The organism is Hymenobacter sp. 5317J-9 (genome assembly GCF_022921075.1).
In the GTDB taxonomy this organism is placed as follows: domain Bacteria; phylum Bacteroidota; class Bacteroidia; order Cytophagales; family Hymenobacteraceae; genus Hymenobacter.
The window spans coordinates 344,239-369,413 of record NZ_CP095050.1; the positions used below are offsets into that span (position 1 = coordinate 344,239).

Below are 25,175 nucleotides of genomic sequence, written 5' to 3' on the forward strand. Positions count from 1 at the left end.
GCCTCACCAGCTGCTCTTTGGCTTCATCAACTCGGCCTGCACGTCGTCGATGTAGCAGCTCGAGCCGCTGTCGCTCAGCACGTACACTTTGATGATGTCGTCGGGCAGGGCGTCGGCGGGTAGGGGAGCGTCGAAGTACACCAGGTTCCAGGCGCGGTTCACGCTGAGGTTGTTTTGCAGGCGCACGGCGTCCCAGGCAATGTTCTTTCCGTTGCGCTCCACAGTCATCACCAGCTTGTTGCCCCAGGCGCCGTAGTCGGAAAACACGCGGCAGGAAGCGCGGATGTACTGGCCCGGCTGCAGGCCCTTGTCCATGAGCTTGAGGGTGAGGGCGGGGCCGTAGGCGTGGGCCGGGTCGGCGTGGAAAGACTGGCGGCTGAAGTAGCCCTGGTCGGCCGAAATGCCGCTGGTGGCATCCACGGGCTGGTTGTCAAAGTCGAGCTTGCCCAGCACCTGCGGCGTGTAGTGCCGCTCCGATTCGGGCAAATGGCTCTTCACGTCCAGCAGCGCAAAATCCGACTGCGTGGGCATGGTTTTGTTGAACACCGCGAAGTAGTAGCGCCGGTTCATCTCTTCGGGGTGAATGATGGAGCGCATGTACTGCCAGTGTTGAAACAGGTTCAAATCGACCAGCAGCACGGCCGCCACCACGGCCGCCACGCGCAGGGCCGGCCGGCGTTCCGGCATCAATAACCAGGCTATTACGGCGGCGTAGGGCAGGGCCAGCACCGCGTAGCTCTGCACCAGCGCGCGCTGCCCGATGCTGCCGCCGTACCACCAGATGTCCCAGGCCGACACCACCCACAGGTTCAGCACCGTGAAGGCCAGTACTGGCACGGTCACCGCCCGATGCGTGCGCCAGAGCGCCGCAATGCCGGCCAGCGGCAGCAACAGCAGCGGCGAGTAAATCAGCCAGCCCTTGCGGAAGCTGAACAGCACTTCCCACAGGTGGGGCTTGAAAAAGCTGAAATGCTGGTCGCCGTAGCTATAAAACAGGAAATGGCCGGTGGCCCAGTGCCAGTACAGCGCCTGCGGCAGCACGCCCAGCACGCCGCCCAACACCAGTAGGAGCACATCCATCCACCGCTCTTTCAGCAGGGCCAGCTTGGCGCGCAGCGCCGCCCACGAGCCCGCGTTCCATAGCAACGGAATGACGGCCGCCACGGCCTCCGAAGGCCGAATGAGCACCAGCATGCCCAGCGTGAGGCCGATGAAAAACGCCCCAAGCCGCGTGGGCCGCTCGTGCCAGCGAATGGTGAGCCACAGCAGCAGCGCGTAGCCCGTGAACAAGTAGTTGTGCGCCATAGCCGCGTCGAACACGGCGTACTGGAAATAATTAGAGCCCAGCACCAGCAGCACCAGCACCAGGGTGGTCACCACGTCGGAGAAGTAGCGCAGCAGCACGCGGCGCAGCAGCCCCAGGCCCAGCAGCGCAAACAGCAGGCCGCCAAAGGCAATGGCAATCTGATAGGGCGCCGAAAAGCCGTCCTGCGGATAATTGAGCCAGCCCGCTGCCCAATGGCCCAGGAAGAAAAACGGCGTCCAGAGTACGGCCAGGCCGCAGGTGTACTTGGTCACGAGCATGCCCTCCGGGCCCCCCGGCACCTGAAACGCCTGATAGAACGAGCTGCTGGGCTGGTACTCGCGCATAATGTCCTGCGCAAAGGCCATGTGCCCCAGGTCGTGGTAGATGAAATGCGCCGGCAGGTAGATGTAGTAGCCCATGGCATCCCAGGTCAGGATGGCCTGCACGTTGTGCGTGTCCCAGTACGGCGCCCAGAGCCGGGCCTGCACCATCAGCACAAACAGCAGCAGAATGGCCAGCAGCGAATACGGATGGGCAATGCGGGATTTCATAAAAGGTGGGGCGCACGGGTTGGGCGGCAAAACTACGGTGCCGTTTCATTCAGCCGCCCGCACTTGGAAGCCGAGGCCTAATTTGCTTTGCGGAGCGTCAGGTCGTCGAGGTAGGTGGGCGCCGTGCCTTGGTCGTTCCAGAGGTAAATCTTGATTCGGTTGGTGCCCGTGGCGCTGGTGGGCAGGGTAATGGGCAGGCTCACGGCCGTCCATTCGCCAACCTTGGGCACGCTCTGCTCCAGCGGCAGCGCGGCGTAAAACACCTTGGTTTCGTCGGTGGGGCTGGCGTCTACCTGCACCACCAGCTTGGCCGTGCTGCCGGGGGCCGCGCGCAGCACCTGGCCTTCCAGCAGGAGGCGGGTGAGGGGCGTGGGGCTGAGGTCTTTCAATTGGCGGGCGTAGGTGTAGCCGAAGGCCACCTCGGGCTTCACACGCACGCTCCACTGGCCGCTGTGGGCCTTCTCAGTGGTGAGGGAAGCCGGGTCGGCGTCGCCCCAGCCGATGCTTTGTTCAAAATCGGCCGTGGCCAGCACCGCGGCGTCGGCCGGGTTGCGACCGCTCGGCTCGTTGTTGGAATGGCAGGCCGAAAGCAATGCCGCGGAAACCAAGGCAGCCGAAAAACGCATGAAGCAGGAAGGGTAAGCAGTGGGGAAAGAGACGTTGGCCACGAGCAGGGACGGGAAGGCGCTAGGCTTTCGTGACCTGCAAGTCGTCGAGGTACACGGTGTCGTCGTTGCCGGCGCCCCACATATACACCCGCAGCTGATTGGACGGTGCGGCGTCAGCCGGCAGGGTAAACTCCTTCTCCACCTTCGTCCACTCGCCCACTTTTTTCACCGCTTCGCCCAAGCTGATGCCTTCGTTGAATTCGGTGCCGTCGGCGGCGGTTTTCATCAGCTGCACGGCCAGCTTAGCGTCGGTGGGCTTGGTGATGTAGACGTAGCCGCTGACGCGAATCTTGGTGATTTTTTCCGGCGACAGCTTGGCCAGCAGGTTTTTATAGGTCAGGCTGTATTCGATTCCTTTCTGAATTTTGATGGAATACTGGCCCGAATGGGCTTTCTCCCGGGTCAGCGACGGACTTTCCGTGCCCCAGCCGTCCAGGGATTCAAAATCATTGCCCAGCAACTGGTTTTCGGGCGTCGAGGGAGAAGAGCAGCCGCTGGCGGCGGCCAGCAGGCCAAGGGCCAGGCAGAGAGAAAAGCGCATCAGCAAAGGGCAAAACGGGTGATGAGGTAAAGGTAAGTGCCCGTCGGCTAATCCGGAAAAGCCGCGCTGTGGCGTAGTTTTGGCTGGCCTCTGCCGCGCGCGGGGTCGCCTTCAGTTATTTCCACCCTTTTCTGGCCCGTGGCCAACGTTCGCCCCGCTTGAAAATCTCGGTCGTCATTCCAGCCTACAACGAGGAAGAAAACCTGCCGGAAGTGGCGGCCCGCATCAAGGAACACCTGAGCGGCCGCTACGAGCGGGAGCTGATTTTTGTGGACGACGGCTCGCGCGACGGCACCCAGCAGGTGCTGCGCGAGCTGCGCGCCCAGGACCCCGACATTCACTACGTGCTGCTGGCCCGCAACTTCGGCCACCAGAGCGCCCTGCGCGCGGGCATCGACTACGCCACCGGCGACTGCGTGATTTCGCTCGACGCCGACCTGCAGCACCCGCCCCGGCTCATCCCGGTGCTGCTGGGCCACTGGCTGGAGGGCTACGACATCGTGTACACGCAGCGGCGCGACGACGAGAAGCTGCCCTGGCTCAAGCGTCGCTCGTCATCGGCCTTCTACGGGCTGATGAACAAGCTGTCGAGCGTCAATTTTGAGCCCGGCACGGCCGACTATCGCCTCATCGACCGGCGCGTGGCCGAGGTGGTGCGCGCCAGCCCCGACGTGGAGCTGTTCCTGCGCGGCTTCATCCACTGGGTGGGCTTCCGCCAAAAGCGCGTCGAGTACACGCCCGAGCCGCGCTTCCGCGGCACCACCAAGTACACGGTGCGCAAAATGGTGCAGCTGGCCCTGAGCGGCATCACGTCGTTTAGCGTGCGGCCGCTGCATTTTGCCACCCTGGCCGGGGCGGTGGTGTCGGGGCTGGCGTTTCTATACGCCCTGTATGCGCTCTACATCACGTTTTTCACGTCGCGGGCCGTGGCGGGCTGGAGCTCGGTGCTGGTGAGCGTGCTCTTCATCGGCGGCATTCAGCTGCTGGTGCTCGGCATCATCGGCGAGTACCTAGGGCGGCTGTTTGTGCAGTCGAAGCAGCGCCCGCCTTACCTGGTGCGCGAAAGCGACGACGGCTTGGCCCGTCCCGCTACCCCGGTTCAACGCTAAAGCATTTCCCGCGCGCGCTTGCGCTTCGTTTCGATGAAATTTCCCTTCTTCCGCTCCCGTTCCGAACAGCTGCCCGCCACCCGCCGCTCCGATGCCTGGGTGCTGGCGCTGCTGGTGCTGGCGCACCTGCTGGTGCTGCTGGCCCGGGTGGGCCCCATCCTGAAGCACCCGTCCGAGTTTCTGCTCACGCCCGCGGGCGACGGCATCAAAACCTACTACGCCTTCCTCTACTACCTGCAGTTCGACCACGGCATGCAGTTCACGGGCATGAACTACCCGTACGGCGACCTGTTCCTGTACACCGACGGCTTTGTGCTGCTGGCCTGGGTGCTCAAGGCCTGGAAAAGCGTGTTTGGCCTGAGCTTGGGCGGCGCGGTGGCGGCGCTGAACTGCACCATTTTGCTGTCGTCGCTGCCGGCGTCGCCGCTGCTGTTTGGGGTGCTGCGGCGCAGCGGCGTGGGCCGCTGGTTTGCGGCGGCGGCGGCCTTGCTCATTGCGCTGCTCTCGCCGCAGTTCTACCGCTTGGAGGGGCACCTCACCCTGGCGCTGCCGTTCGTCATTCCGCTGCTGTGGTACCTACAAATCCGCCTGGCCGAGGCCAGCCTGACGCGGGCAGCCCGGGGGGCCTGGCTGGCGGTTTATGTGGCCACAAGCTTCCTGATGGGCCTCATTCACCCGTACTACCTGCTGCACGCCCTGCTGCTGCCGGTGGTAACGGCCCTGGTGCAGATGGCCCAAAGCGCGGGCCGGCAGCGCCGGTGGTGGGCCCAGCCGGCGTGGCTGCTGGCGGCCGGCCTGCTGCCGCTCGTGTTGTTTCGGGGCTGGCTGCTGGTGCTCGACCACGCCACCGACCGGCCCGTCAGCCCCTACGGGTTCCTGACCTACCACGCCAATGCGGCCAGTGTTTTCGGGCCCATCGTCGAGCCGTTTGCGGCCGTGTTTCAGCTTATTTTCCGAACCGAAGACCCTATTTTTGAGGGTTATGCCTATGTGGGAGTGGCCGTCGTGCTCGGGCTGGTGCTATGGGCAGCACGTGGGGTAGCCAACCTGGTGCGCCGCCGGCCGGGCCGGTTGTTGCGGCCGGTGCTGCCCGATACCCTGCGGTCCACGGTGTGGGCGGCGGTGCTCATTCTACTGTTTGCCATGGGCTGGCCGTTTGTTTTTCCGGCGTTCGAAGGCTTGCTCGATTACATGGCTCCGCTCAAGCAGTTTCGGGCACTGGGGCGCTTCGCCTGGATTTTCTATTACGTGGCGGCGGTGCTGGCGGCGGTGCAGTTCTGGCAGCTGTACCGCATGCTGCGGCAGCGCGGCGCGGCACGGGTCGGCCAGGCGCTGCTGGTGCTGCTGGCGTTTGTGTGGGGCGTCGAAATCAAGTTCTACCTGGAAGCCGTGACCCGGCCCCTGGCCCGCAACAGCGTGGCCAGTTCGCTCATTGCTCCGCAGGAAAACTACTACGAGCTGCTGGCCCAGGCCGGCGTCAACCCCGAAAACTACCAGGCTATTCTGCCCTTGCCCTATTACTCCGTGGGCTCCGAAAAATTTGACGTCAGCCCCAGCAACATCAGCGCCTTCGAAGGCTTTCGGGCTTCGCTGAACCTGCACCTGCCGCTGGCGGCCGCCATGATGGCCCGCTCGCGCAGCGAAACCACCCTGCGCCTGCTGGAAATGTTTTCGTCCGACCTCACCGCCAAGCACCTGCCGGTGGCTTTTCCCTCGCGCAAGCCGCTGCTGGTAGTGGCTTCGCGCCAGGATTCGTTGCGGCCGGCCGAAAATGCCTTGCTGCGCCGCGGCGCCCGCCGCCTGCTGGCCACCGGCCAGGTGACTCTCTACGAGTTGCCCCTAAGTGTTTTCGAAACCACTCGCCCCGCTCAGCTACGCGCCGATTTTGCGGCGCGCCAAGCCACGCTGCTACGCGAGGGCGAGCTGTGGCGCTCGGCCCCGGGGGCAGGCATTGTCTGGAACACGTTTGCGCAGGACCAGGCGCCAACTGGCGTGAGCTTTACGCGGCCCGGCGCCGGGCACCTGCGCAAGGGCAGCCTGCTGTTGTTCGACGGGCCGCTGCCCGGTGCCCTGCCCACCGACACGGCCACGTACGAGCTCAGCATCTGGGCCTACGCCAAAACCAGCGACTGGCTGCCCGGCCTGCTCTACCGCCAGCGCGACGCCGAGGGCAAAGAAACCGAAATGGTGGACGAGCAGCTGAAACGCTCCACCGAAATCAGCGGCGACTGGGTGCGCTACTCCACCATCGTCCACTTGAAAAACCCGGCCAACCGCATCACCGTCGAATCGGGCGGAACCGACCTAGTGGTGGACGACCTGCTGATTCGGCCGCGCAGCACCAACGTATATTGGCTGGACCAGCGCGGTCAATTGGTTTTCAACGGCTTCCCGCTGGGCGCGGGCAAGTAGCACCCGCCCCCCGGCGGCCCATCAAAAAAGCCCGGCCTCACAGTAGGCCGGGCTTTTTTGATGGGCCGCCGGGGGCGGATGCTTATTCTGCGATGGTGACTTTCAGGTCGTCGAGGTACACCGGCTTGGTGCCGCCCGTGCGCCACATGTACACGCCCAAGGTGCTGGCGGGGGAGGCCGTGGCCGGTACCGTCAAGACCTTGTTGATTTCTACCCACTTGCCGGGGGTGTGGCTATGGTTCAGGTCGGTGGCATCCCATAGCAGCGGTTTGTTGGGGTCGGCGGGGTTGCCCACGGCGGCCACCAGTGCCGCTTGGGCATCGGCGGCGGAAACAAAGGTCCACGCCGAAACCTTGATTTTCTTCACGCGGGTATCGTGCAGCTCACCCATTGGCACCTTATAGGTCAGGCTGTAGTCGTGGTTGCCGTCGACCTTAATGGCGTAGCGGCCGGAGTGCGCTTTCTCGGTGGTAAGCGTCCCGCTTTGCGGTTCGGGAATCCACCCGGCCAGGGTTTCAAAATCGGTTTCGACCAGGGTATTCGGGTCCTTTTCGGTTTTTCCGCCGCAACCAGCGAGGCAGAGGGTGGCCACAGCGGCCAGGGGCAGTAAAAGGTTTTTCATGAAAAAAGAGAGGAGAAAAAAACAAGCAAAAAACAACAGGCAATCCGGACCGGTAGGACCTCACCACAACTCAGTCAGGCGAATGTCGTCGGCATAAACGGGCTCCTGGGCTCTGCCCTTCCAAAGGTAAATGGCCAGAACGCTCTTGGTGCTGATGCTGGGCGGCAGGTCAAAGTCGCGGCTGACAAATTTCCACGCTTCAAAAGGGCCGGAATCGGTGAGATACAAGGATTTGTGCAGCACCGGGTCGGGCTGTCCGGGGTTGCTTAAGGAGAAGATGAGTTCGGCGTCGTCTTTCACGCTGGGCACCCACACCCAGGCGCTCAGCGTGAAGCGGCGGGGCTTGTGGTGGCACAGCAGGCCCAACTCGGAGTGGTACGTGAGGGAGTACTGGTTGGAGTCGTCGACCCGCACGGAGTACTTGCCGGTATGTGCTTTGTCAGGCGTAAGCGAGGGCGGGGCTTCCGGCAGCCAGCCCAGCTCCTCAAAGCTGGTGTGCATCAGCTCGCGGGGTACCACGGCGTGGCGGCCGTCGCGCGGGTGGCAGCTGGCCGCCGCCAGCAGGCCACCGAGCAAGAGTATCCAAACAGGAGCATTTTTACGAATCATCACAGCGAAGGCAGAAGGCAAAAGGGGAAACGGCACGCGCGGGCAAGGCCCTACCACGGCCACGAGCGGTTGCGGCGGCGAAATATCATGGCGGGCTTTTGGCCCACCACATCCAGTTCGGCGGCCATGGCGGCGTGCTGCGGGGCCAGTTGGGCGTACACGTCGGGAGCCATCACCAGGTAGTCGAGGCTGTCGGCCGCCATGCGGTTGAGGAAATCGTTGACCGTTACCTCGCTCACGTTGCCGGGCTGCCACACCATGGCGCGGCGGTCGAAATACACCGGCGCGATGTTGGGCGCGCTTTCGTTGAACATCAGAATGGCGGCCGCCTTGGGTACCCGGGCCTGGGCCATTTCCTCGGCGCCGCCGCGCATCCAGAGGTGGGGATAAGGCGAAAAAGGCGGGTAGTCGTCGGCCATGCGCTTGCCCAGGCGCTTATAGCCATCCGCTACCAGAAAGAAGGTGAGCACTGCGAAACCCACGCTGGTGAGGTAGCGCACGTTGCCGCCGTACCGGCCCAGGTTGAGCACGGCCAGGAGCAGCAGCAGCACCGCGGGCGGAAAGAGGGAGCAAATGACGTAATAGTCGTGCGCGCCAAACTGTATCCCCATCACCTTGGCAAAAATGGCCCCGAGCGCCGTCGCCGCCAGCAGTAGCAGGGTCAAGGGCAAAAACTGGCGGAGGTTGGGCCGCAGGAAGAGCAGCAGCAGCACCAGGCAAACGGCCAGCACCCGGTATTGCACCACCGTGGCGTACTCGGGCAGCCACAAGCCGACCAGGCTTTGCAGCACGGCGTGGTACTCGTCGTCGTTGGTGATGGGCCGGGCCTCGGCCAGAAACTGACCCGATTGGTACACGGTGTTCAGGTGCTGGTTGTGCAAATAAAAACCCACCACCACGGCCACCACCGCGCCCGCCAGGGCCAAAAACCGCCAGCGCTGCCCGGATTTCAACCAATCGGGCTGGGCAAAACCCCACAGCGTGGTGATGCCGATGACGGCCATCAGGTGCATGGCGGTGGTGGTTTTGACGAGTGCCGCCAGCCCCAGAATGAGAAGGGCCTTGCGCAAGTCAGGAAAATGGCGGCTGTCGAAAAACCGCAGCCAGTAGTAGTAGCCAATAAAGCTCAGGCTGAGGCTGAAGGGGTCGGGCAGGGTGGTGCCCGCGTAGAAGGCAAACACCGGCGACGACAGCAGGAACGCCGCTGGCACCAAAGCCGCCGTGAAATTACCGGTGCGCTCAAATACCAGCCGGAACAGGTAGTAGAAGCCCAGCATCACCATGGCCACATCCAGCAGCCGAAACAGCGGCAGAATGCTGCTGCGGCCAAATACGACGCCGCCCAGCGCCGCTGCATAGGCCTGAACGGGAAACTCGACCCCCGTTACGCCCCCGATAGAACCCAGGTATGAGGTGCGTGGCGTGAAAAAGTCAAGCCCGTAATCGTAGAAATTGATGGCCAACGTGTACCGGTCCGACTGCGCCCAGGCATGAATTCCATTCGGCAGCAGGGTCAGATAAGGCCAGTAGCAGACGGCGCCCAACAGCACAAAAAGCAATGCCGCCGCGGCGTGGTAAGGCCGCGGCCGGAAGGACCGAACCGAGGCAAGGGTAAAAGGCATAGACGAAAGAAATGGTAGTCGGTCAAATTAGGTCGAAAGTTAGGTAGGAAAGTGGGCTTACTCCGTAAGCAAGCAGTGCCGGTTCTGCCAAGGAAAACCGGCCCCGCCCATTGCCGCCAGCCGGCCGCCGGCACCCCAACTCTACGACGGGACCAAACTAACAGAGCCTCAGCCCGAAGGAGAAGGCGAAAAAGCCAATGGGAAAGACCCGTACTTTTGCCTGGCATGGACCTGACCTACGAAGCTAAATATCACCAGCTCGAAGAACAGCACTGGTGGTTTGCCAGCCGCCGCGACGCGGTGTACGACCTCATTGCCGGCCTGCAGCTGCCGCGCACGGCCGCCATTCTGGAAATCGGCTGCTCGGGCGGGCCGCTCATGCAGCGCCTGCGCGCCGCCGGCTACCTCGACGTGACGGGCATCGACGTAAGCGCGCCCGCCATCGAGCTGGCCCACGCCCGCGGCGTGGCCAACGCCTCGCTGATGGACGGGGCCGCCCTGGAGTTTACCGACGGCCGCTTCGACGTGGTGGTGGCGTCCGACGTGCTCGAACACATTGAGGACGAAGCCCGCGCCCTGCGCGAATGGACGCGCGTGCTCAAGCCCGGCGGGCAGCTGCTGGTGTTTGTGCCGGCTCACGCCTACCTCTGGAGCGAGCACGACGTGGTGAACCACCACTACCGCCGCTATTCGCGTCAGGATTTGGTGGGCGCTCTTCAGCGGGCGGGCCTGCGCACACGGCGCAGCTCGTTCTGGAATGCGGCCATGTACTTTCCCACCGCCGCGCTGCGGCTGGGCCGCCGGCTGGTGTCGGGCCCGGTGTCGCCTATCAAAAAAGCGGGCTCAACTGGCGACCTGCGCCACTTTTCCGGTCCGGCCAATAGCCTGCTGCTGTGGTGGGTGAAGGCCGAAAACCGCCTGCTCCGCTTCTTCAACCTGCCCTTGGGCGTGAGCGTGTTTGCGCTGGCCCAGAAACCTGCTTAGCTTTTCTTCCTTAGCCAATTCCCTGCCCGCGTGGAGCTGTCCGTCATCATTCCCATCTACAACGAGGAACCCAACATCGACGAGCTGTACCGGCGCCTGCTGAGCGTGCTGGAGCCCATGGCGCTGCCCGGCGGCTTCGAGCTGATTTTCATCAACGATGGCTCGCGCGACCGGTCACTGGCGCTGCTAATGAACCTGGCCACCCGCGACCCGCGGGTGCGCTACATCGACCTGAGCCGCAACTTCGGCCACCAGATTGCCGTGACGGCCGGCCTGGACCGGGCCGCCGGCGAGGCCGTGGTCATCATCGACGCCGACCTGCAGGACCCGCCCGAACTCATTCCGCTGCTGCGCCAGAAAATGCTGGAAGGCTACGAAGTGGTGTACGCCAAGCGCCGCTCGCGCCAGGGCGACAGCGTGGCCAAGAAGCTCACGGCCCGCGTGTTCTACCGAATTCTGGCCAGCATCACCCATATTTCCATTCCGGTCGACACGGGCGATTTTCGCATCATCTCACGCAAGGTGGTAGATGGCCTGCGCCTGATGCCGGAGCAGAACAAGTTCATCCGTGGCCAGATTTCCTGGATTGGCTACCGCCAGACATACATCGAATACGACCGCGCCGAGCGCGCCGGCGGCGAAACCGGCTACACCTACCGCAAAATGATACGCCTGGCGCTGGACGGCATCACCGCCTTCTCCGACGTGCCGCTGAAGGTGGCCACCATCACCGGGTTTCTGGTATCGGGAGTGGCGTTTCTGGTGGGGCTGTACACGCTGTATGCGCGGTTTTTCAGCCACGACTACCAGCCGGGCTGGCCCTCCCTGATGGTGAGCATCCTGTTTCTAGGCGGGGTGCAGCTCATTTCGGTGGGCATCATCGGCGAGTACATGGCCCGATTATCGGCCAACGTGCGCCAGCGTCCGCTGTACCTGATTTCGGATACCAACCTCCCGCCGGTGGTGGCGCCGGCCAAGTAGCCGGGGCATTGCGCCGGATAGGTTTGTTAGCTTTGCCGACCTAGTCCCGCCCGTATGCTCAATCTGCTCAACTACATCAATGGCCAACTGGTGCCGCCCCAGGCCGGCCGCTACCTCCCCAATATCGAGCCCGCTACCGGGCAGGTGTATGGCCAGATTCCGGACTCGGGGCCCGAGGACGTGGCCGCCGCCGTGGCCGCCGCCGAAGCCGCCCTGCCCGCCTGGCGCGCGCTGCCCGCCGAGGAGCGCGGCCGCCTGCTGGTGCGCATCGCCGACCTCATCGACGCCAATCTGGAGCGCCTGGCCCGCGCCGAAAGCCAGGACAACGGCAAGCCGCTCAGCCTGGCGCGCGTGATGGACATTCCGCGCGCCGCCTCCAATTTTCACTTCTTTGGCACGTCGGCCCAGCACTTTGCCACCGAGGCCCACGTGCAGGAAGGCGTGGCCGTGAACTACACCGTGCGCCACCCCGTGGGCGTGGTGGGCTGTATCTCGCCCTGGAACCTGCCGCTCTACCTCTTCACCTGGAAAATAGCGCCCGCCCTGGCCGTGGGCTGCTGCGTGGTGGCCAAGCCGTCGGAAATCACGCCAGCCACGGCCTTCTTGCTGAGCGAATTGTGCATGGAAGCCGGGCTACCGGCCGGCGTGCTCAACATCGTGCACGGCAACGGGCCGAACTGCGGGCAGGCCATTGTGGAGCATCCGGGCATCAAAGCTATTAGCTTCACGGGCGGCACGGCCACCGGGCGGCACCTAGCCCGCACCGCCGCGCCCCTGTTCAAAAAGCTCAGCCTGGAGCTGGGCGGCAAAAACCCGAACATCATCTTCGCCGACTGCGACCTGGCCGCGGCCGTGGCCACCAGCATCCGCAGCAGCTTTGCCAACCAGGGCCAGATTTGCCTTTGCGGCTCCCGCCTCTTCATCGAGCGGCCCATCTATGAGGACTTTAAAGCGGAGTTTCTCAAGCAGCTGGAGGCCCAGAAAATTGGTGACCCCTTCGAGGCGGATACCAAGCAGGGGGCTTTGGTAAGCGAGGCGCATTTAAACAAAGTGCTGGCTTACATCAAGCTTGCGCACGAGGAAGGCGGCACCCTGCTGGCCGGCGGCCACCGCGCCACCGTGCCTGGCCGTTGCCAGAACGGCTATTTCCTGGAGCCCACGGTCTTTGAAAACCTGCCCCACGACTGCCGCACCAACCAGGAGGAAATATTCGGCCCCGTCGTCACCTTCACGCCCTTCGACACCGAGGAGGAAACCCTTGCCTGGGCCAACAGCACCGACTACGGCCTCTCCGCCACTCTCTGGACGCGCGATTTGCAACGCGCCCACCGCGTGAGCCACCAGCTGCATTCCGGCATCGTGTGGGTGAACACCTGGCTGCACCGCGACCTGCGCACTCCCTTCGGCGGCATGAAAAACTCCGGCGTGGGCCGCGAAGGCGGGCTGGAAGCATTGCGGTTTTTCACTGAGGCGCAAAATGTGTGCGTGAAGCTGTAGCGCGCCCCGCCATGCCCTATCAGCAAGTAGGAAACCTGTGGTCGGCCTGGCCTCGCTTCTTCGTCATGCTTGTAGTGATGCTGTTGCTCAATAGTCTGTGGGCCTATGCGTCGCTTTACATCCACTTTGTGAAGGCGCCCGCAAATGTGCCGGACGAGCATATGGCATTAGCGCAAGCGGCATCAGCAACCAATGCACTGATTAACTGGCTGCTGGGCATGGCCTTCAATGCTGCCCTGCTGGTGTGGTCATTGCGGCAGCGGCACGTCGGCGAATCGGTGGCCACCTTCATCGGCATGCTTTGGCTGAGCTTTGTGAGCTTTTGTTTTTACGCCGTGATTTCACTCGGCTACAGCATGGCTTCTGTGCTGCAAACGCTGGCCTCGAAGCATCACAGATAATTAGCCAAGCTCCACCCCCGCATACACATCCATCAGCGGCACCTCGCAGGCGATGCTGCTCAGGTCCAGCACGGCGCTCAAGTCGCGGGTTTCAGTTAGCACCCAACGGCCCAGCTCATCCCGCGAATACAGCTCGGCGTGCACCGTCTGCGCGTCCAGAATGAGGTATTGCCGCAGGCTGGGAATCTGGCGGTAATACATGAATTTCTCCCCCCGGTCATTGTTGGCGGTGGAAGGCGAAAGCACCTCTACCAGCAGCGTGGGATTGAGCAGCGTATCAAACTTTTTTTCTTCGTTGAACTCCGGCTGCCCGCACACCACGGTCAAGTCGGGGTACACGTAGGCGTTGCCGCTCAGAATCTGGACCCGCTGGTCGCTGCCTACGGCGGAGCAGCTTTTGCCACGTAGCTGGCTGCCGACTTCAACCGTGAGGTTGGTGCAAATGCGGTTATGAGCGTAGCTGGCGCCGGCCATCGCCCGAACGACCCCTTCGAAGTATTCGTGCTTGAATTCGGCCGCGCGCTCCAGGCGCAGGTAGTCTTCGGGCGAAACGTAGGCGGGTAGGTCGGTTTGGAACGCACGCTGGCCCATGATGCAGTCGGATTGAGGGAATTACCCAAAAGTACGACCCTAACCCCCGTCCCCGTCTTACCTTTGCCGGCCGAACCACCCGCTTGCCCCGCATGCCCCACCCCGCCGCCGATTACTATGCCCATCCCACAGCCGTCCTCGACGAAGGCTGTCAGATAGGCTTGGGCACGCGCGTGTGGCACTTTTGCCACGTGTGCGCCGGGGCCGACATCGGCGACAACTGCAACCTGGGCCAGAACGTATTCGTGGCCGACGGCGTGACCCTGGGCCGCAACGTGAAGGTGCAAAACAACGTGAGCCTCTACGGCGGCGTGGTGTGCGAAGACGACGTGTTCCTGGGCCCCTCGGTGGTGTTTACCAACGTGAAAAACCCGCGCAGTGCCGTGCCCCGCAAGGGCGCCGGCCAGTACCAGAGCACCTACCTGGAGCAGGGCGTGACGGTGGGGGCCAACGCCACCATCGTGTGCGGCGTACGACTGGGCCGCTACGCTTTTGTGGGCGCGGGCAGCGTGGTCACGCACGACGTGCCGGCCTATGCCCTCGTATACGGCGCGCCCGCCCGGCCGCAGGGCTGGATGAGCGCCTACGGCCACCGGCTCGCCTTCGACGCTAACCGCCGCGCCACTTGCCCCGAAAGCGGCGAACATTACGAGCTGAGCGCCGACCAACAGTCGGTGCGCCCGCTTCCTAAAAACGAAAAACGAACCCCGAAAAACTAACCACGTGTACGACCAATTATTGCGCAAAGAGGCCACCCTGGCCGTTATCGGCCTCGGCTACGTGGGCTTGCCCATCGCCCTCGAATTCGCGAAGCAGCTGAAGGTCATTGGCTTCGACATCAACGCCGGCCGCGTGGCCCAGATGAAGCAGGGCATCGACCCCAGCGGTGAGCTGGAAAAAGAGGCGTTTGATGGCTGCGACATCACCTTCACCGACTCGCTGGAGGTGCTGCGCCAGGCGCAGTTCTACATCGTGGCCGTGCCCACGCCCATCGACGAGCACGCCATGCCCGACCTCAAGCCGCTGCTCGGCGCGTCGTCGTCGGTGGGCAAGGTGCTGAAAAAGGGCGACTACGTGGTGTTCGAGAGCACCGTGTACCCCGGCTGCACCGAGGAGGACTGCATTCCGGTGATTGAGCGCCTGTCGGGCCTGAAATTCCCGAATGATTTCAAGGTGGGCTACTCGCCCGAGCGCATCAACCCCGGCGACAAGGAGCACACCCTGCGCCGCATCGTGAAGGTGGTGAGCGGAAACGACCAGGAAGCCCTCGACACCATTGCCAAGGTATACGAGCTGGTGGTGGACGCCGGCGTGCACCGCGCCAGCAGCATCCGGGTGGCCGAGGCCGCTAAAATCATCGAAAACACCCAGCGCGACGTTAACATCGCCCTGATGAACGAGCTGTCGATGATTTTCGACCGCATGAACATCAACACCTACGAGGTGCTGGAAGCCGCCGGCACCAAGTGGAACTTCCTGAAATTCAGCCCCGGCCTGGTGGGCGGCCACTGCATCGGCGTCGACCCGTACTACCTGACTTACAAAGCGAAAGAGCTGGGCTACGACGCGAAAGTCATTCTATCGGGCCGCACCACCAACGACAACATGGGCGCCTACATCGCCCGCAAAACGGTGCAGATGATGATTAAGAAGGGCAAGGACGTGGCCAAAAGCCGCGTGCTGGTGATGGGTGCCACCTTCAAGGAAAACGTGGAAGACATCCGCAACTCGAAAGTGGCCGACGTGATTCAGGAGCTGAAAAACTTCTCGGTGAACGTCGACATCGTGGACCCGCACGCCGACTCCAACGAGCTGCACCACGAATACGGCTTCCGCCTCACGCCCAACGACGACGTGCGCAAAGACTACGACGCCGTGATTGTGGCCGTGGGCCACCAGCCCTACGCCGAAAAAGACGAGGCATATTTCAAATCCATCACCTCCGACAACGCCGTGCTGGTCGACATCAAAGGCCTGTACCGGGGCAAGATGACGGACCTGCAGTACTGGAGCCTGTAACCAATAGGCGACTGCGGGACGGGGCAAATGAGCGAATGACGTTTCGCGTCGTCTGCCTCCTTCGCCCTTACCGCAGTCGCTCATGCACCCATTGAAAATTATGCGTACCAAAATTTTAGTTACGGGCGGCGCTGGCTACATCGGTTCGCACGCGGTGGTGGAGCTGTATCAGGCAGGGTACCAACCCATTATCGTCGACGATTTCAGTAATTCGCAGGAGTCGGCAGTGGCCGGCATTGAAGCCATCCTGGGCACAAGCGTGCCGCAGTATAAGATTGATTGCGCCAACGAAGAAGCGTTGCGCGGCGTGTTCAAGGCGGAGCCCGGCATTGCCGGTGTCATTCACTTCGCGGCTTTCAAGGCCGTGAATGAGTCGGTGAAAAAGCCGCTGGCGTATTACCGCAACAACCTCGACTCGCTGCTGGTCCTGCTGGCGCTGATGCCGGAGTTTGGCGTGGAGAGCATTGTGTTCTCGTCGTCGTGCACCGTGTACGGCGTGCCCGACCAGTTGCCCGTGACCGAGGCCACGCCCACCAAAAAAGCCACCTCGCCCTACGGCGCCACCAAGCAGATGGCCGAGGACATCCTCACCGACGTGGCCGCCGCCGGTGGGCCGCGCACCATCCTGCTGCGCTATTTCAACCCCATCGGGGCGCATCCGTCGGCTAAAATCGGCGAGCTGCCCCTGGGCGTGCCCCAGAACCTGGTGCCCTTCATCACCCAAACGGCGGCCGGCATTCGCGAGCAGCTGACCGTGTACGGCACCGACTACGACACGCCCGACGGCTCCTGCGTGCGCGACTACATCTACGTGGTGGACCTGGCCAAGGCCCACGTGGTGGCCGTGCGCCGCCTGCTTGAGAAAAAGGCGGCCGACAACGTGGAAACCTTCAACGTGGGCACCGGCCGCGGCAACACCGTGCTGGAGGTGGTGCACACCTTCGAGGAAGTGAGCGGCCAGAAACTGAACGTGGAGCTGGGCCCGCGCCGCGCCGGCGACGTGCCCGCCATTTACGCCGACGCCACCAAGGCCGAAACGGTGCTCGGCTTCAAAACCGAAGGCACCTTGGCCGAGGCCCTGGCCAGCGCCTGGAAGTGGCAGCAGACGCTGGGCAATGGGTGAATGGGTGAATGGCTGAAGGGGTGAATGAAGCCCGAGAAGCCATTCTTCCATTCGGCCATTCACCCATTCATCCATTGATACCATGAAAATCCTCATCACCGGTGGCGCGGGCTTTATAGGGTCGCACGTCGTGCGCCTGTTCGTCACGAAGTACCCCCACTATCAGATTCTTAACCTCGACGCGCTGACGTACGCCGGCAACCTGGAGAACCTGCGCGACGTGGAAAACGCGCCAAACTACAAGTTCATCAAGGGCGACATTGCCGACCAGAATTTCATAGACCAACTGTTTGCCACCGAGGAGCCCGACGCGGTGATTCACCTGGCCGCGGAGTCGCACGTCGACCGCAGCATCACCGACCCCATGGCGTTTGTGAAAACCAACGTCATCGGCACGGTGAACCTGCTGAACGCGGCGCGCCACCTGTGGCAGCCCGGCGGCTACGACGGCCACGTGTTCTACCACGTGAGCACCGACGAGGTGTACGGCTCGCTGGACTTCGGCCCCGAGATGTTCACCGAGGAAACGGCGTACGACCCCCGCTCGCCCTACTCGGCATCCAAGGCCTCGTCCGACCACTTTGTGCGCGCCTGGCACCACACCTACGGCCTGCCCATCAAGCTGAGCAACTGCTCGAACAATTACGGCCCCAATCACTTCCCCGAAAAGCTCATTCCGCTGGCCATTCACCGGCTGCGCACCGGCCAGCCGGTGCCGGTGTACGGCAAGGGCGAAAACGTGCGCGACTGGCTGTTTGTGAAAGACCACGCCACGGCCATCGACGCGGTGTTTCACCAAGGCAAAAACGGCGATACCTACAACATCGGCGGCGTGAACGAGTGGCAGAACCTCAAGCTCATCGAGCTGCTCTGCGACGTGGTAGACCAGAAAACGGGCCAGGAAGTGGGCACCTCGCGCAAGCTCATCAAGTTTGTGACCGACCGCGCCGGCCACGACATGCGCTACGCCATCGACTCCTCCAAAATCATGCACGAGCTGGGCTGGAAGCCGTCCGTGACCTTTGAAGAGGGCCTGGCCCAAACCGTGGACTGGTACCTTGCCAACGAGGACTGGCTGACCAGCGTGACCAGCGGTGCCTACCAGGACTACAACCAAAAGCAGTACGCCGGGCGCTAGCGCTGGGCTTCAGTTAACGGTTATCAGTGAGCAGTGAACAGTGTCGTTCAGCAGCCTTTGATGAACTGTTAACTGCTCACTGATAACCGTTAACTGAACTTATGTACGAAAACCCCTTCCACGAGCAGCCGCTCGACAATCTGACCTTTCTCGTGACCGGTGGCGCCGGCTTCATCGGCTCCAACATTGTGGAGTACCTGCTGAAATACGGCGTGAAAAAGGTGCGGACGTTGGACAACTACTCCAATGGCTTCCGCAAGAACCTGGCGCTGTTTGCCGGCGATGCCCGCCTCGAAATTCTGGACGGCGACATCCGCGACGCGGCCGTGTGCGCCAATGCCTGCGAAGGCGTGGACGTGGTGCTGCACGAGGCTGCGCTGGGTTCGGTGCCGCGCTCCATCAAAGACCCCGTGCTGACCAATGACGTGAACGTGGGTGGCTTCGTGCAGATGCTGACGGCCGCCAAAAACGCGGGCGTTAAGCGCTTTGTGTACGCGGCCAGCAGCTCGACCTACGGCGACCACCCCGGCCTGCCCAAGGTAGAGGACCGCATCGGCAAGCCGCTCTCGCCCTACGCCGTGACCAAGTATGCCAACGAGCTGTACGCCGACGTGTTTGCCCGCACCTACGGCATGGAAATCATCGGCCTGCGCTACTTCAACATCTTCGGCCCGCGCCAGGACCCGGGCGGAGCCTACGCGGCGGTGATTCCGCTGTTCATCGACGCCATTCTGCGCAACGAGCCGCCCACGCTGAACGGCGACGGCGGCCAGACCCGCGACTTCACTTTCGTGGAAAACTGCGTGGAAGCCAACATCCGCGCCGCCTTGGTGCAGAACCCCGAGGCCCTGGGCCAGGTGTACAACATCGCCGTGGGCGACCGCACCTCCCTGGTGCAGATGTATGACATCCTGCGCGAGGAAGCCGGCTCCGACCTGGCGCCCAAGTTCGGCCCCGACCGCCCCGGCGACATTCGCGACTCGCTGGCCGACATCTCAAAGGCCAACCGCCTGCTGGGCTACCATCCCCAGGTGCGCATTCGCGAAGGCCTGAAAAAGACGCTCGAGTGGTTCAAAGCCAACCAGGATTTCATTCAGGAGCGCAACTAGCGCAAGGTTTCGCGAGGTACAGCAAGGTCTCGCGAAGGTTGCCTTTGGCAGTTCATCACCAAGATAAAAACCTTGCGAAACCTCTTTTAACCTCGCGAAACCTTGCGCTCATGAAAGGCATTATCCTCGCCGGCGGCTCCGGCACCCGCCTGCACCCGCTCACGCTGGCCGTCTCGAAGCAGCTCATGCCCGTGTACGACAAGCCGATGATATACTATCCGCTGTCGATTCTGCTGATGGCGGGCATTCGGGAGGTGCTGATTATCACCACGCCGCACGACCAGGCGCAGTTCCAGAAGCTGCTAGGCGACGGCACGAGCCTGGGCTGCGACTTTCAGTACGCCGTGCAGGAGGTGCCTAACGGCCTAGCCCAGGCTTTTGTGATTGGGGCCGATTTTATTGGCAACGACAAGGTGGCGCTGGTGCTCGGCGACAACATTTTTTACGGCGCCGGCCTGGAGTCGCTGCTCAAAGCCAACAGCGACCCCAGTGGCGGCGTGGTATTCGCCTACCACGTGCTCGACCCCGAACGCTACGGCGTGGTGGAATTCGACGCCAACAAAAAGGCCCTCAGCATTGAGGAAAAGCCGGCTAAACCCAAGAGCAACTACGCCGTGCCGGGCCTGTATTTCTACGACAACGACGTCATCGAAATAGCTCGCAACCTGCAGCCGAGCGCCCGCGGCGAGTACGAAATCACGGACGTGAACCGCGAGTACCTGCGGCGCGGCACTCTTAAAGTGGGCATTCTGGGCCGCGGCACGGCTTGGCTCGACACGGGCACTTTCGAGAGCCTGATGCAGGCCGGCGAGTTCGTGCGCGTGATTGAGCAGCGCCAGGGCCTGAAGGTGGGCGCCATCGAAGAAATTGCCTACCGCCAGGGCTTCATCGATGCCAACCAGCTGCGCGCCCTCGCCGAGCCGTTGCGCAAAAGCGGCTACGGCGATTACCTCATGAACCTGCCCGAGCAGTTGGTGGTGCGGGAGTAGGTTATCGGGCGTGAGGGTAGGAGGGTGTGGGGGTGGGAGTTGTGCGGTATCTGCCAAACTCATACCCCCACACCCTCTTACCCTCCCGCCCTAACACTTATTCATCAAGATACTGGTGCACGAACTTGATGGCCATGCTGCCCTCGCCCACGGCCGAGGCCACGCGGGCCATAGCGCCGGCGCGGCTGTCGCCGGCTGAGAAGATGCCGGGCACGCAGGTTTCGAGAAGGTAAGGTTCGCGCGTCTTTTTCCAGACCTGCGGGTAGCGCGGGTCGGTCACCAGGTCGCGGCCGGTGAGCACGAAGCCTTTGCCGTCGCATAGCACCTGGTCGCACACCCACTCGGTGCTGGGCTTGGCGCCGATGAAGACGAAGAGGGCCCGGGCCTCACGCTTTTCCACCGTGCCGTTCTGGTCCAGCATCACGGCTTCGAGGTGGTCCTGGCCGCACACTTCCTTGATTTGGGAGAAGGGCAGCAGCTCGATGTTGGGCGTGTTGCGAATCTGCTCGATGAGGTAGGCCGACATGCTGGCGGCCAGGCTGGCCCCGCGAATGACGATGTAGACCTTGCGGGCATACGTGGCCAGGTACATGGCCGCCTGGCCGGCCGAGTTGCCGCCGCCCACGATGTACACGTCCTGCTGGTCGCAGCTGCGGGCCTCGGTGCGGGCCGCGCCGTAGTACACGCCCGCGCCGCTGAGGCGGTCCATGCCCGGCACGTCGAGAGTGCGGTAGCTCACGCCGGTGGTCAGCACCACGGCCTTGGTTTTCACCTCGCGGCCGTCGCCCAGGGTCAGGACTTTGTAGCCGTCCTGAATGCACAGCTTGGTCACGTCCTGTGGGGCCAGGAACTCGGCGCCGAGGCGCACGGCCTGCGTCCAGGCGCGGTGGGCCAGCTCGGCCCCGCTCAGGCCCGTGGGGAAGCCCAGGTAGTTTTCGATGCGCGAGCTGGTGCCGGCCTGTCCGCCGGGCGTCTGGCGCTCGATGATGAGGGTTTTGAGGCCTTCGCTGGCGCCGTACACGGCGGCGGCCAGGCCGCTGGGACCGGCGCCCACCACCACCACGTCGTAGAGCTCCTGCAAGGGCTGGTTGGCAATGCCGAGGTGGTTGGCCAGGTCGGTTTTGCTGGGGTTGGCCACGGCCTTGCCGTCGGCGCAGATGATGAGCGGCAGGTTGGTGGCGTCGAAGCCGCGGGCTTTTACCAATGCCTGGGCTTCGGCGCTGGTTTCGTAGTCGAGCCATTGGTAGCCCACCATGTAGCCGCTGAGGAAGTCCTTGAGCTCGTGCGACAGCGGCGACCACTGAAACCCAATCAGCCGCACCCCGTCAAACCGCGGCTTGTGCGTGGCCTGCCAGGCCGTGAGCAGGTCGTGCAGGGTGGGGTAGAGGAGGTTTTCGGGTGGGTCCCAGGGCTTCATCAGGTAATGGTCGAGCCGGGCCGAGTTGATGGCTCGCACAGCGGCTTCGGTGTCGGCGTAGGCCGTGAGCAGCACGCGCTTGGCGTCGGGGAAATACTCGCGCGAGGCCGTAAGCAGCTCCACGCCTTCGAGCTCGGGCATGCGCTGGTCGGCCACAATAAGGGCTAGTGGCTCTTCTTTTTCATGCAGCTCCCGGATAGTATCGAGGGCTTCCGGGCCGGAGTTGACGCGCAGAATGCGGTAGTCTTTACTGAATTCCTGGCGCAGGTCGCGGGCAATGGCGCCCAGCACCTGCAGGTCATCATCAACGGCGAGAATAATGGGTTTCGGAGTGGCCATGGTTGGGGGTGGTGTTTTTATAAGGTTCTGACGGGGCGCCTCACCCCCTGACCCCCTCTCCCATAGGAGAGGGGGCACCGGTCTTGCGTGGGCGTCAGGCACCCCGCTCCTTTGGTGGAGGGGCCGGGGGTGAGGCGCTCCGGCCGTGCAGCCATGCTACGCCTGCGCCCCCGCCACCGGTAGCCAGGCACAAAATTCGGTGCGGCCGGGCTCCGAATTTACTTCCAGCCGGCCGTCGTGCTGCCGGATAATCTGCTGCGCAATATCAAGCCCCAGGCCCGACCCGTCGCCGGCCTGCTTGGTGGTGAAGAAGGGCTCGAAGATATGCGGCAACACCTCGGCGGGAATGCCCGAGCCGTTGTCGCGCAGGAACACGCGCACAAAGTCGCCCTCCCGCACGGCGCGCAGCGTGAGCTCGCCGCCCTGGGCCGGCAGGGCATCAATGGCGTTGTCGAGCAGGTTGGTCCACACCTGGTTTAGGCTGCTCACGCGGCCTCGTATCGGCGGCAAATCGGGGGCGTACTCCCGCACCACGGCCACGTTTTTCTGGCGCAGCTGGAAGCCCAGCATGTTGAGTGTGCTTTCCAGGCCGGCCGTCGCGTCCAGAGACTCAAAGCCGCCGTCGCGGTCCATGTGCGAGTAGGTTTTCACGTCGGCCACCAGCTTGCTGATGCGGCCGCCGGCCTCCTGCACGTCGCGCACCAGCTGCATGGTGGTGAGCTGGCCTTCGAGCCAGGCAAAGGCCGCCGGGCGCGCCGCCGGGGGCAGCAGGGCGGCCGTGGTGGCCAGCGCCTCGGGGGCTAGGCCGGCCTCAATGAACGTCGAAGCCAGGCCGTAGCCGTCGGGTACGCCCTGGGTTTCGAGCCATTCGGCCACTTCGTCCTCGGCATTGGCGCGGGCCAGGGCCGACAGCGGCGCGGCCGACGCAGCCGGCACGGCCAGTCCCGTGAGCGCGCGCATGGCCTCGGGCGAGGGGCAGTGGCCCACCAATTCCACAAACAGGGCGGGCTTGGCGGCGGCGCGTGTGGCCAGGGCCTGGGCGGCGCGGGCAATGGCGGCGGCAGGGTTGTTGAGCTCGTGGGCCAGGCCGGCCGAGAGCTTGCCCAGAGCGCGCAGCTTGTCGTCGCGCTCCTGGTTGCGCACTTGGTCGCGGCTGCGGTCGTTCATCACCGCCACCAGGCGCTGGGTGAGCTCGGGGCTAACTTGCTCCAAGGCCGGGAAATGGTCCCGGTGCAGCGTGTACAGCAGCGTGTCGCCCACGGCCGTGCCCTGGCCGTTGATAACGCGCAGCCGGGAATAGGGCAACACGCCCGTTACCTGTCCGGCCTCGGCCCGGAAAATGGGCTCGCGCTGGGCGCCCTTCACGGCGTAGAACTGAATGCCGCCACGAATGATGGCCGTCATCAGCTCGGCCGGGGAGCCGGGCTCGAAGAGCACTTCATTGTGGGCGGCGGTGCGGCTTGCGCCGTGGGCTAGCAGCCACTCCAGCGTGGCGTCGGGCAGGCCGGCAAAGGCCGTGACGGTGGCCAGGTCGGCGGCGGTGAGGGCAGGAGTTTCGGGCATGAGGAAGCAACCCCGGGCGGGGCGTTATGTTGACGGAATGCAGCATGGGCCGGGTTGTACCTTGCGCTTACTTGATGACGGCACCGGCCACCAAATGCTTCAGTTTGGAGGCAACTTTTTTGGCTGCGCCGACCTTGTAATTGATTCCCTACCTTCTCGAAAATAAGCCTTTTTCATGGCCAAAGCCAGAACCGTCTTTTTCTGTCAGAACTGCGGCGCGCAGAGCGCTAAGTGGATAGGCCGCTGCCCGGCCTGCGGCGAGTGGAACACCTACGTCGAAGAAGTGGTCCAGAAAGAAACCGCGGCCACCACCACGGGCCAGTGGAAGCCCGCCAGCACGGTGCCCGGCGGCAACTTGGCCAAAGCGGCAAAATCCGTCCAGCTCGGCGACATCTTGGTGGAAGACGAGCCTCGCATTATCACCCCCGACGGCGAGCTGAACCGCGTGCTGGGCGGCGGCATCGTGCCGGGCTCCATGGTGCTCATCGGCGGCGAGCCGGGCATCGGCAAGAGCACGCTCATGCTGCAAATTGCCCTCAGCCTGAAGCGGATGAAGGTGCTCTACGTGAGCGGCGAGGAAAGCGAAGCCCAGATAAAGATGCGCGCCGAGCGCATGGCCGCCGGCCAGCAGTCGGGCTGCTACATCCTCACCGAAACCAACACCCAGAACATCTTCCGGCAGATTGACCAGGTGCAGCCCAACATCCTCGTCATCGACTCCATCCAGACCATGCACTCCACGCTGGTGGAAAGCGGCGCCGGCAGCGTGAGCCAGGTGCGCGAGTGCACCGCCGAGTTCCTCAAGTTTGCCAAGGAAACCAGCACGCCTGTGCTGCTCATCGGCCACATTACGAAGGACGGCAGCATTGCCGGCCCCAAAATCCTGGAGCACATGGTGGACACCGTGCTGCAGTTCGAGGGCGACCGGCACCTGAGCTACCGCATTCTGCGCACCACCAAAAACCGCTTCGGCAGCACCTCCGAGCTGGGCATCTACGAGATGCAGGGCGACGGCCTGCGCCAGGTGAGCAACCCCTCCGAAATCCTGCTCTCGCAGCGCGGCGAGAGCCTGAGCGGCATGGCCATCGGAGCCACGCTGGAGGGCAACCGCCCGCTGCTGGTGGAGGTGCAGGCCCTGGTGTCGCCCACGGCCTACGGCACGCCGCAGCGCAGCAGCACCGGCTTCGACGCCAAGCGCCTGCAAATGCTGCTGGCCGTGCTCGAAAAGCGCGCCGGCCTGCGCCTGGGTCAGCACGACGTGTTCCTGAACATCGCCGGCGGCCTGCGCCTCGACGACCCCGCCCTCGACATGGCCGTGTGCGCCGCCGTGGTGTCGTCGCTCAACGACCTGCCCATTCCCGGCAACGTGTGCCTGGCGGCCGAGGTCGGGCTGAGCGGCGAAATCCGCGCCGTGAGCCGCCTCGACCAGCGCCTGGCCGAAGCCGAAAAATTAGGATTCCGGGAGATGTACGTGTCGCAGTTCAACGGCAAAGGGTTGGACTTAGCCCGGTTTGGCCTGAAGGTGCAAGCCGTGAGCCGGCTCGACGAAGTATTGAATGGCCTGTTCGGTTAGCCAAAAACGGC

Annotated in this window: 22 protein-coding genes; 13 read left to right on the forward strand and 9 right to left on the reverse strand. The window is 63.5% G+C overall.

What is annotated here, in order from left to right; all coding sequences use genetic code 11:
* Positions 1–3 precede the first annotated feature (3 nt).
* From MUN81_RS01460 to MUN81_RS01470, 3 genes are all read right to left on the reverse strand, one after another.
* Positions 4–1,857, reverse strand: a complete 1,854-nt coding sequence (locus tag MUN81_RS01460; RefSeq protein ID WP_245114630.1) for a hypothetical protein — start codon at positions 1,855–1,857, stop codon at positions 4–6.
* A 77-nt stretch (positions 1,858–1,934) separates the two neighbouring features.
* Positions 1,935–2,483: a hypothetical protein gene (locus tag MUN81_RS01465; RefSeq protein WP_245114631.1), complete on the reverse strand. Its 549-nt coding sequence runs from the start codon at positions 2,481–2,483 to the stop codon at positions 1,935–1,937.
* A 61-nt stretch (positions 2,484–2,544) separates the two neighbouring features.
* Positions 2,545–3,066: a carbohydrate binding domain-containing protein gene (locus tag MUN81_RS01470; RefSeq protein WP_245114632.1), complete on the reverse strand. Its 522-nt coding sequence runs from the start codon at positions 3,064–3,066 to the stop codon at positions 2,545–2,547.
* A gap of 158 nt (positions 3,067–3,224) precedes the next feature.
* Between MUN81_RS01470 and MUN81_RS01475 the strand changes: the two genes are divergently transcribed.
* Positions 3,225–4,175 carry a glycosyltransferase family 2 protein gene (locus MUN81_RS01475; protein WP_245114633.1) on the forward strand — a complete coding sequence of 317 codons (951 nt, stop codon included), beginning with the start codon at positions 3,225–3,227 and terminating at the stop codon, positions 4,173–4,175.
* Positions 4,176–4,208: 33 nt separating this feature from the next.
* Positions 4,209–6,587 (forward strand): hypothetical protein, encoded by a 2,379-nt coding sequence (locus tag MUN81_RS01480; RefSeq protein WP_245114634.1) that lies wholly within the window; start codon positions 4,209–4,211, stop codon positions 6,585–6,587.
* 82 nt (positions 6,588–6,669) lie between these two features.
* Here MUN81_RS01480 and MUN81_RS01485 read toward each other — a convergent pair whose 3' ends face one another.
* Genes MUN81_RS01485 through MUN81_RS01495 form a run of 3 tightly spaced genes read right to left on the reverse strand, consistent with a single transcriptional unit; the run spans position 6,670 to position 9,440 of the window.
* Positions 6,670–7,209 (reverse strand): carbohydrate binding domain-containing protein, encoded by a 540-nt coding sequence (locus MUN81_RS01485; RefSeq protein WP_245114635.1) that lies wholly within the window; start codon positions 7,207–7,209, stop codon positions 6,670–6,672.
* Positions 7,210–7,269: 60 nt separating this feature from the next.
* On the reverse strand, positions 7,270–7,818 hold the full coding sequence (locus tag MUN81_RS01490) for a hypothetical protein (RefSeq protein WP_245114636.1): 549 nt from the start codon (positions 7,816–7,818) through the stop codon (positions 7,270–7,272).
* 50 nt (positions 7,819–7,868) lie between these two features.
* The gene (locus tag MUN81_RS01495; RefSeq protein WP_245114637.1) at positions 7,869–9,440 is read right to left on the reverse strand and encodes a glycosyltransferase family 39 protein; all 1,572 of its coding nucleotides are present in this window, start codon (positions 9,438–9,440) and stop codon (positions 7,869–7,871) included.
* Between the two features lie 225 nt (positions 9,441–9,665).
* Between MUN81_RS01495 and MUN81_RS01500 the strand changes: the two genes are divergently transcribed.
* From MUN81_RS01500 to MUN81_RS01515, 4 genes are read left to right on the forward strand one after another with little or no spacing between them, the layout of a single operon-like run.
* Entirely contained in the window at positions 9,666–10,424 is a 759-nt protein-coding gene (locus tag MUN81_RS01500; protein ID WP_245114638.1) for a class I SAM-dependent methyltransferase, read from the forward strand.
* Positions 10,425–10,454: 30 nt separating this feature from the next.
* Positions 10,455–11,405, forward strand: coding sequence for a glycosyltransferase family 2 protein (locus MUN81_RS01505; protein ID WP_245114639.1), 951 nt, complete (start codon positions 10,455–10,457; stop codon positions 11,403–11,405).
* Between the two features lie 54 nt (positions 11,406–11,459).
* Positions 11,460–12,902: an aldehyde dehydrogenase gene (locus MUN81_RS01510; protein ID WP_245114640.1), complete on the forward strand. Its 1,443-nt coding sequence runs from the start codon at positions 11,460–11,462 to the stop codon at positions 12,900–12,902.
* Between the two features lie 11 nt (positions 12,903–12,913).
* Positions 12,914–13,303 (forward strand): hypothetical protein, encoded by a 390-nt coding sequence (locus tag MUN81_RS01515; protein WP_245114641.1) that lies wholly within the window; start codon positions 12,914–12,916, stop codon positions 13,301–13,303.
* On the opposite strand, the gene MUN81_RS01520 is transcribed toward MUN81_RS01515, so the two are convergent.
* Positions 13,304–13,894: a Uma2 family endonuclease gene (locus MUN81_RS01520; RefSeq protein ID WP_245114642.1), complete on the reverse strand. Its 591-nt coding sequence runs from the start codon at positions 13,892–13,894 to the stop codon at positions 13,304–13,306. It abuts the gene before it with no gap.
* A gap of 92 nt (positions 13,895–13,986) precedes the next feature.
* On the opposite strand from MUN81_RS01520, the gene MUN81_RS01525 reads away from it, so the two are divergent.
* From MUN81_RS01525 to rfbA, 6 genes are all read left to right on the forward strand, one after another.
* The gene (locus tag MUN81_RS01525; protein ID WP_245114643.1) at positions 13,987–14,613 is read left to right on the forward strand and encodes an acyltransferase; all 627 of its coding nucleotides are present in this window, start codon (positions 13,987–13,989) and stop codon (positions 14,611–14,613) included.
* A 4-nt stretch (positions 14,614–14,617) separates the two neighbouring features.
* Positions 14,618–15,913 carry a nucleotide sugar dehydrogenase gene (locus MUN81_RS01530; protein WP_245114644.1) on the forward strand — a complete coding sequence of 432 codons (1,296 nt, stop codon included), beginning with the start codon at positions 14,618–14,620 and terminating at the stop codon, positions 15,911–15,913.
* Positions 15,914–16,013: 100 nt separating this feature from the next.
* Positions 16,014–17,036: a UDP-glucose 4-epimerase GalE gene (gene galE / locus MUN81_RS01535; RefSeq protein ID WP_245114645.1), complete on the forward strand. Its 1,023-nt coding sequence runs from the start codon at positions 16,014–16,016 to the stop codon at positions 17,034–17,036.
* Between the two features lie 82 nt (positions 17,037–17,118).
* Entirely contained in the window at positions 17,119–18,174 is a 1,056-nt protein-coding gene (gene rfbB, locus MUN81_RS01540; RefSeq protein WP_245114646.1) for a dTDP-glucose 4,6-dehydratase, read from the forward strand.
* A 101-nt stretch (positions 18,175–18,275) separates the two neighbouring features.
* A complete protein-coding gene (locus MUN81_RS01545) occupies positions 18,276–19,283 on the forward strand; it encodes an SDR family oxidoreductase (RefSeq protein ID WP_245114647.1) in 1,008 nt (335 codons plus the stop codon).
* Between the two features lie 110 nt (positions 19,284–19,393).
* Positions 19,394–20,272, forward strand: a complete 879-nt coding sequence (gene rfbA / locus MUN81_RS01550; RefSeq protein ID WP_245114648.1) for a glucose-1-phosphate thymidylyltransferase RfbA — start codon at positions 19,394–19,396, stop codon at positions 20,270–20,272.
* Positions 20,273–20,369: 97 nt separating this feature from the next.
* Here the strand turns inward: rfbA and MUN81_RS01555 are convergent, their stop codons facing one another.
* Together MUN81_RS01555 and MUN81_RS01560 are read right to left on the reverse strand one after the other, a co-directional pair.
* The gene (locus MUN81_RS01555; RefSeq protein WP_245114649.1) at positions 20,370–22,028 is read right to left on the reverse strand and encodes an FAD-dependent oxidoreductase; all 1,659 of its coding nucleotides are present in this window, start codon (positions 22,026–22,028) and stop codon (positions 20,370–20,372) included.
* Positions 22,029–22,184: 156 nt separating this feature from the next.
* On the reverse strand, positions 22,185–23,591 hold the full coding sequence (locus MUN81_RS01560; RefSeq protein WP_245114650.1) for an ATP-binding protein: 1,407 nt from the start codon (positions 23,589–23,591) through the stop codon (positions 22,185–22,187).
* A 175-nt stretch (positions 23,592–23,766) separates the two neighbouring features.
* Here MUN81_RS01560 and radA point away from each other — a divergent pair, with 175 nt between their 5' ends.
* Positions 23,767–25,164 (forward strand): DNA repair protein RadA, encoded by a 1,398-nt coding sequence (gene radA, locus MUN81_RS01565; protein ID WP_190926100.1) that lies wholly within the window; start codon positions 23,767–23,769, stop codon positions 25,162–25,164.
* Positions 25,165–25,175 lie beyond the last annotated feature (11 nt).

Coding starts and splice junctions, on each gene's coding strand:
- MUN81_RS01460 (WP_245114630.1), bottom strand. CDS start 1,857: ATGAAATCCCGCATTGCCCATCCGTATTCGCTGCTGGCCATTCTGCTG.
- MUN81_RS01465 (WP_245114631.1), bottom strand. CDS start 2,483: ATGCGTTTTTCGGCTGCCTTGGTTTCCGCGGCATTGCTTTCGGCCTGC.
- MUN81_RS01470 (WP_245114632.1), bottom strand. CDS start 3,066: ATGCGCTTTTCTCTCTGCCTGGCCCTTGGCCTGCTGGCCGCCGCCAGC.
- MUN81_RS01480 (WP_245114634.1), top strand. CDS start 4,209: ATGAAATTTCCCTTCTTCCGCTCCCGTTCCGAACAGCTGCCCGCCACC.
- MUN81_RS01485 (WP_245114635.1), bottom strand. CDS start 7,209: ATGAAAAACCTTTTACTGCCCCTGGCCGCTGTGGCCACCCTCTGCCTC.
- MUN81_RS01490 (WP_245114636.1), bottom strand. CDS start 7,818: ATGATTCGTAAAAATGCTCCTGTTTGGATACTCTTGCTCGGTGGCCTG.
- MUN81_RS01495 (WP_245114637.1), bottom strand. CDS start 9,440: ATGCCTTTTACCCTTGCCTCGGTTCGGTCCTTCCGGCCGCGGCCTTAC.
- MUN81_RS01500 (WP_245114638.1), top strand. CDS start 9,666: ATGGACCTGACCTACGAAGCTAAATATCACCAGCTCGAAGAACAGCAC.
- MUN81_RS01510 (WP_245114640.1), top strand. CDS start 11,460: ATGCTCAATCTGCTCAACTACATCAATGGCCAACTGGTGCCGCCCCAG.
- MUN81_RS01515 (WP_245114641.1), top strand. CDS start 12,914: ATGCCCTATCAGCAAGTAGGAAACCTGTGGTCGGCCTGGCCTCGCTTC.
- MUN81_RS01520 (WP_245114642.1), bottom strand. CDS start 13,894: ATGGGCCAGCGTGCGTTCCAAACCGACCTACCCGCCTACGTTTCGCCC.
- MUN81_RS01525 (WP_245114643.1), top strand. CDS start 13,987: ATGCCCCACCCCGCCGCCGATTACTATGCCCATCCCACAGCCGTCCTC.
- galE (WP_245114645.1), top strand. CDS start 16,014: ATGCGTACCAAAATTTTAGTTACGGGCGGCGCTGGCTACATCGGTTCG.
- rfbB (WP_245114646.1), top strand. CDS start 17,119: ATGAAAATCCTCATCACCGGTGGCGCGGGCTTTATAGGGTCGCACGTC.
- MUN81_RS01545 (WP_245114647.1), top strand. CDS start 18,276: ATGTACGAAAACCCCTTCCACGAGCAGCCGCTCGACAATCTGACCTTT.
- rfbA (WP_245114648.1), top strand. CDS start 19,394: ATGAAAGGCATTATCCTCGCCGGCGGCTCCGGCACCCGCCTGCACCCG.
- MUN81_RS01555 (WP_245114649.1), bottom strand. CDS start 22,028: ATGGCCACTCCGAAACCCATTATTCTCGCCGTTGATGATGACCTGCAG.
- MUN81_RS01560 (WP_245114650.1), bottom strand. CDS start 23,591: ATGCCCGAAACTCCTGCCCTCACCGCCGCCGACCTGGCCACCGTCACG.
- radA (WP_190926100.1), top strand. CDS start 23,767: ATGGCCAAAGCCAGAACCGTCTTTTTCTGTCAGAACTGCGGCGCGCAG.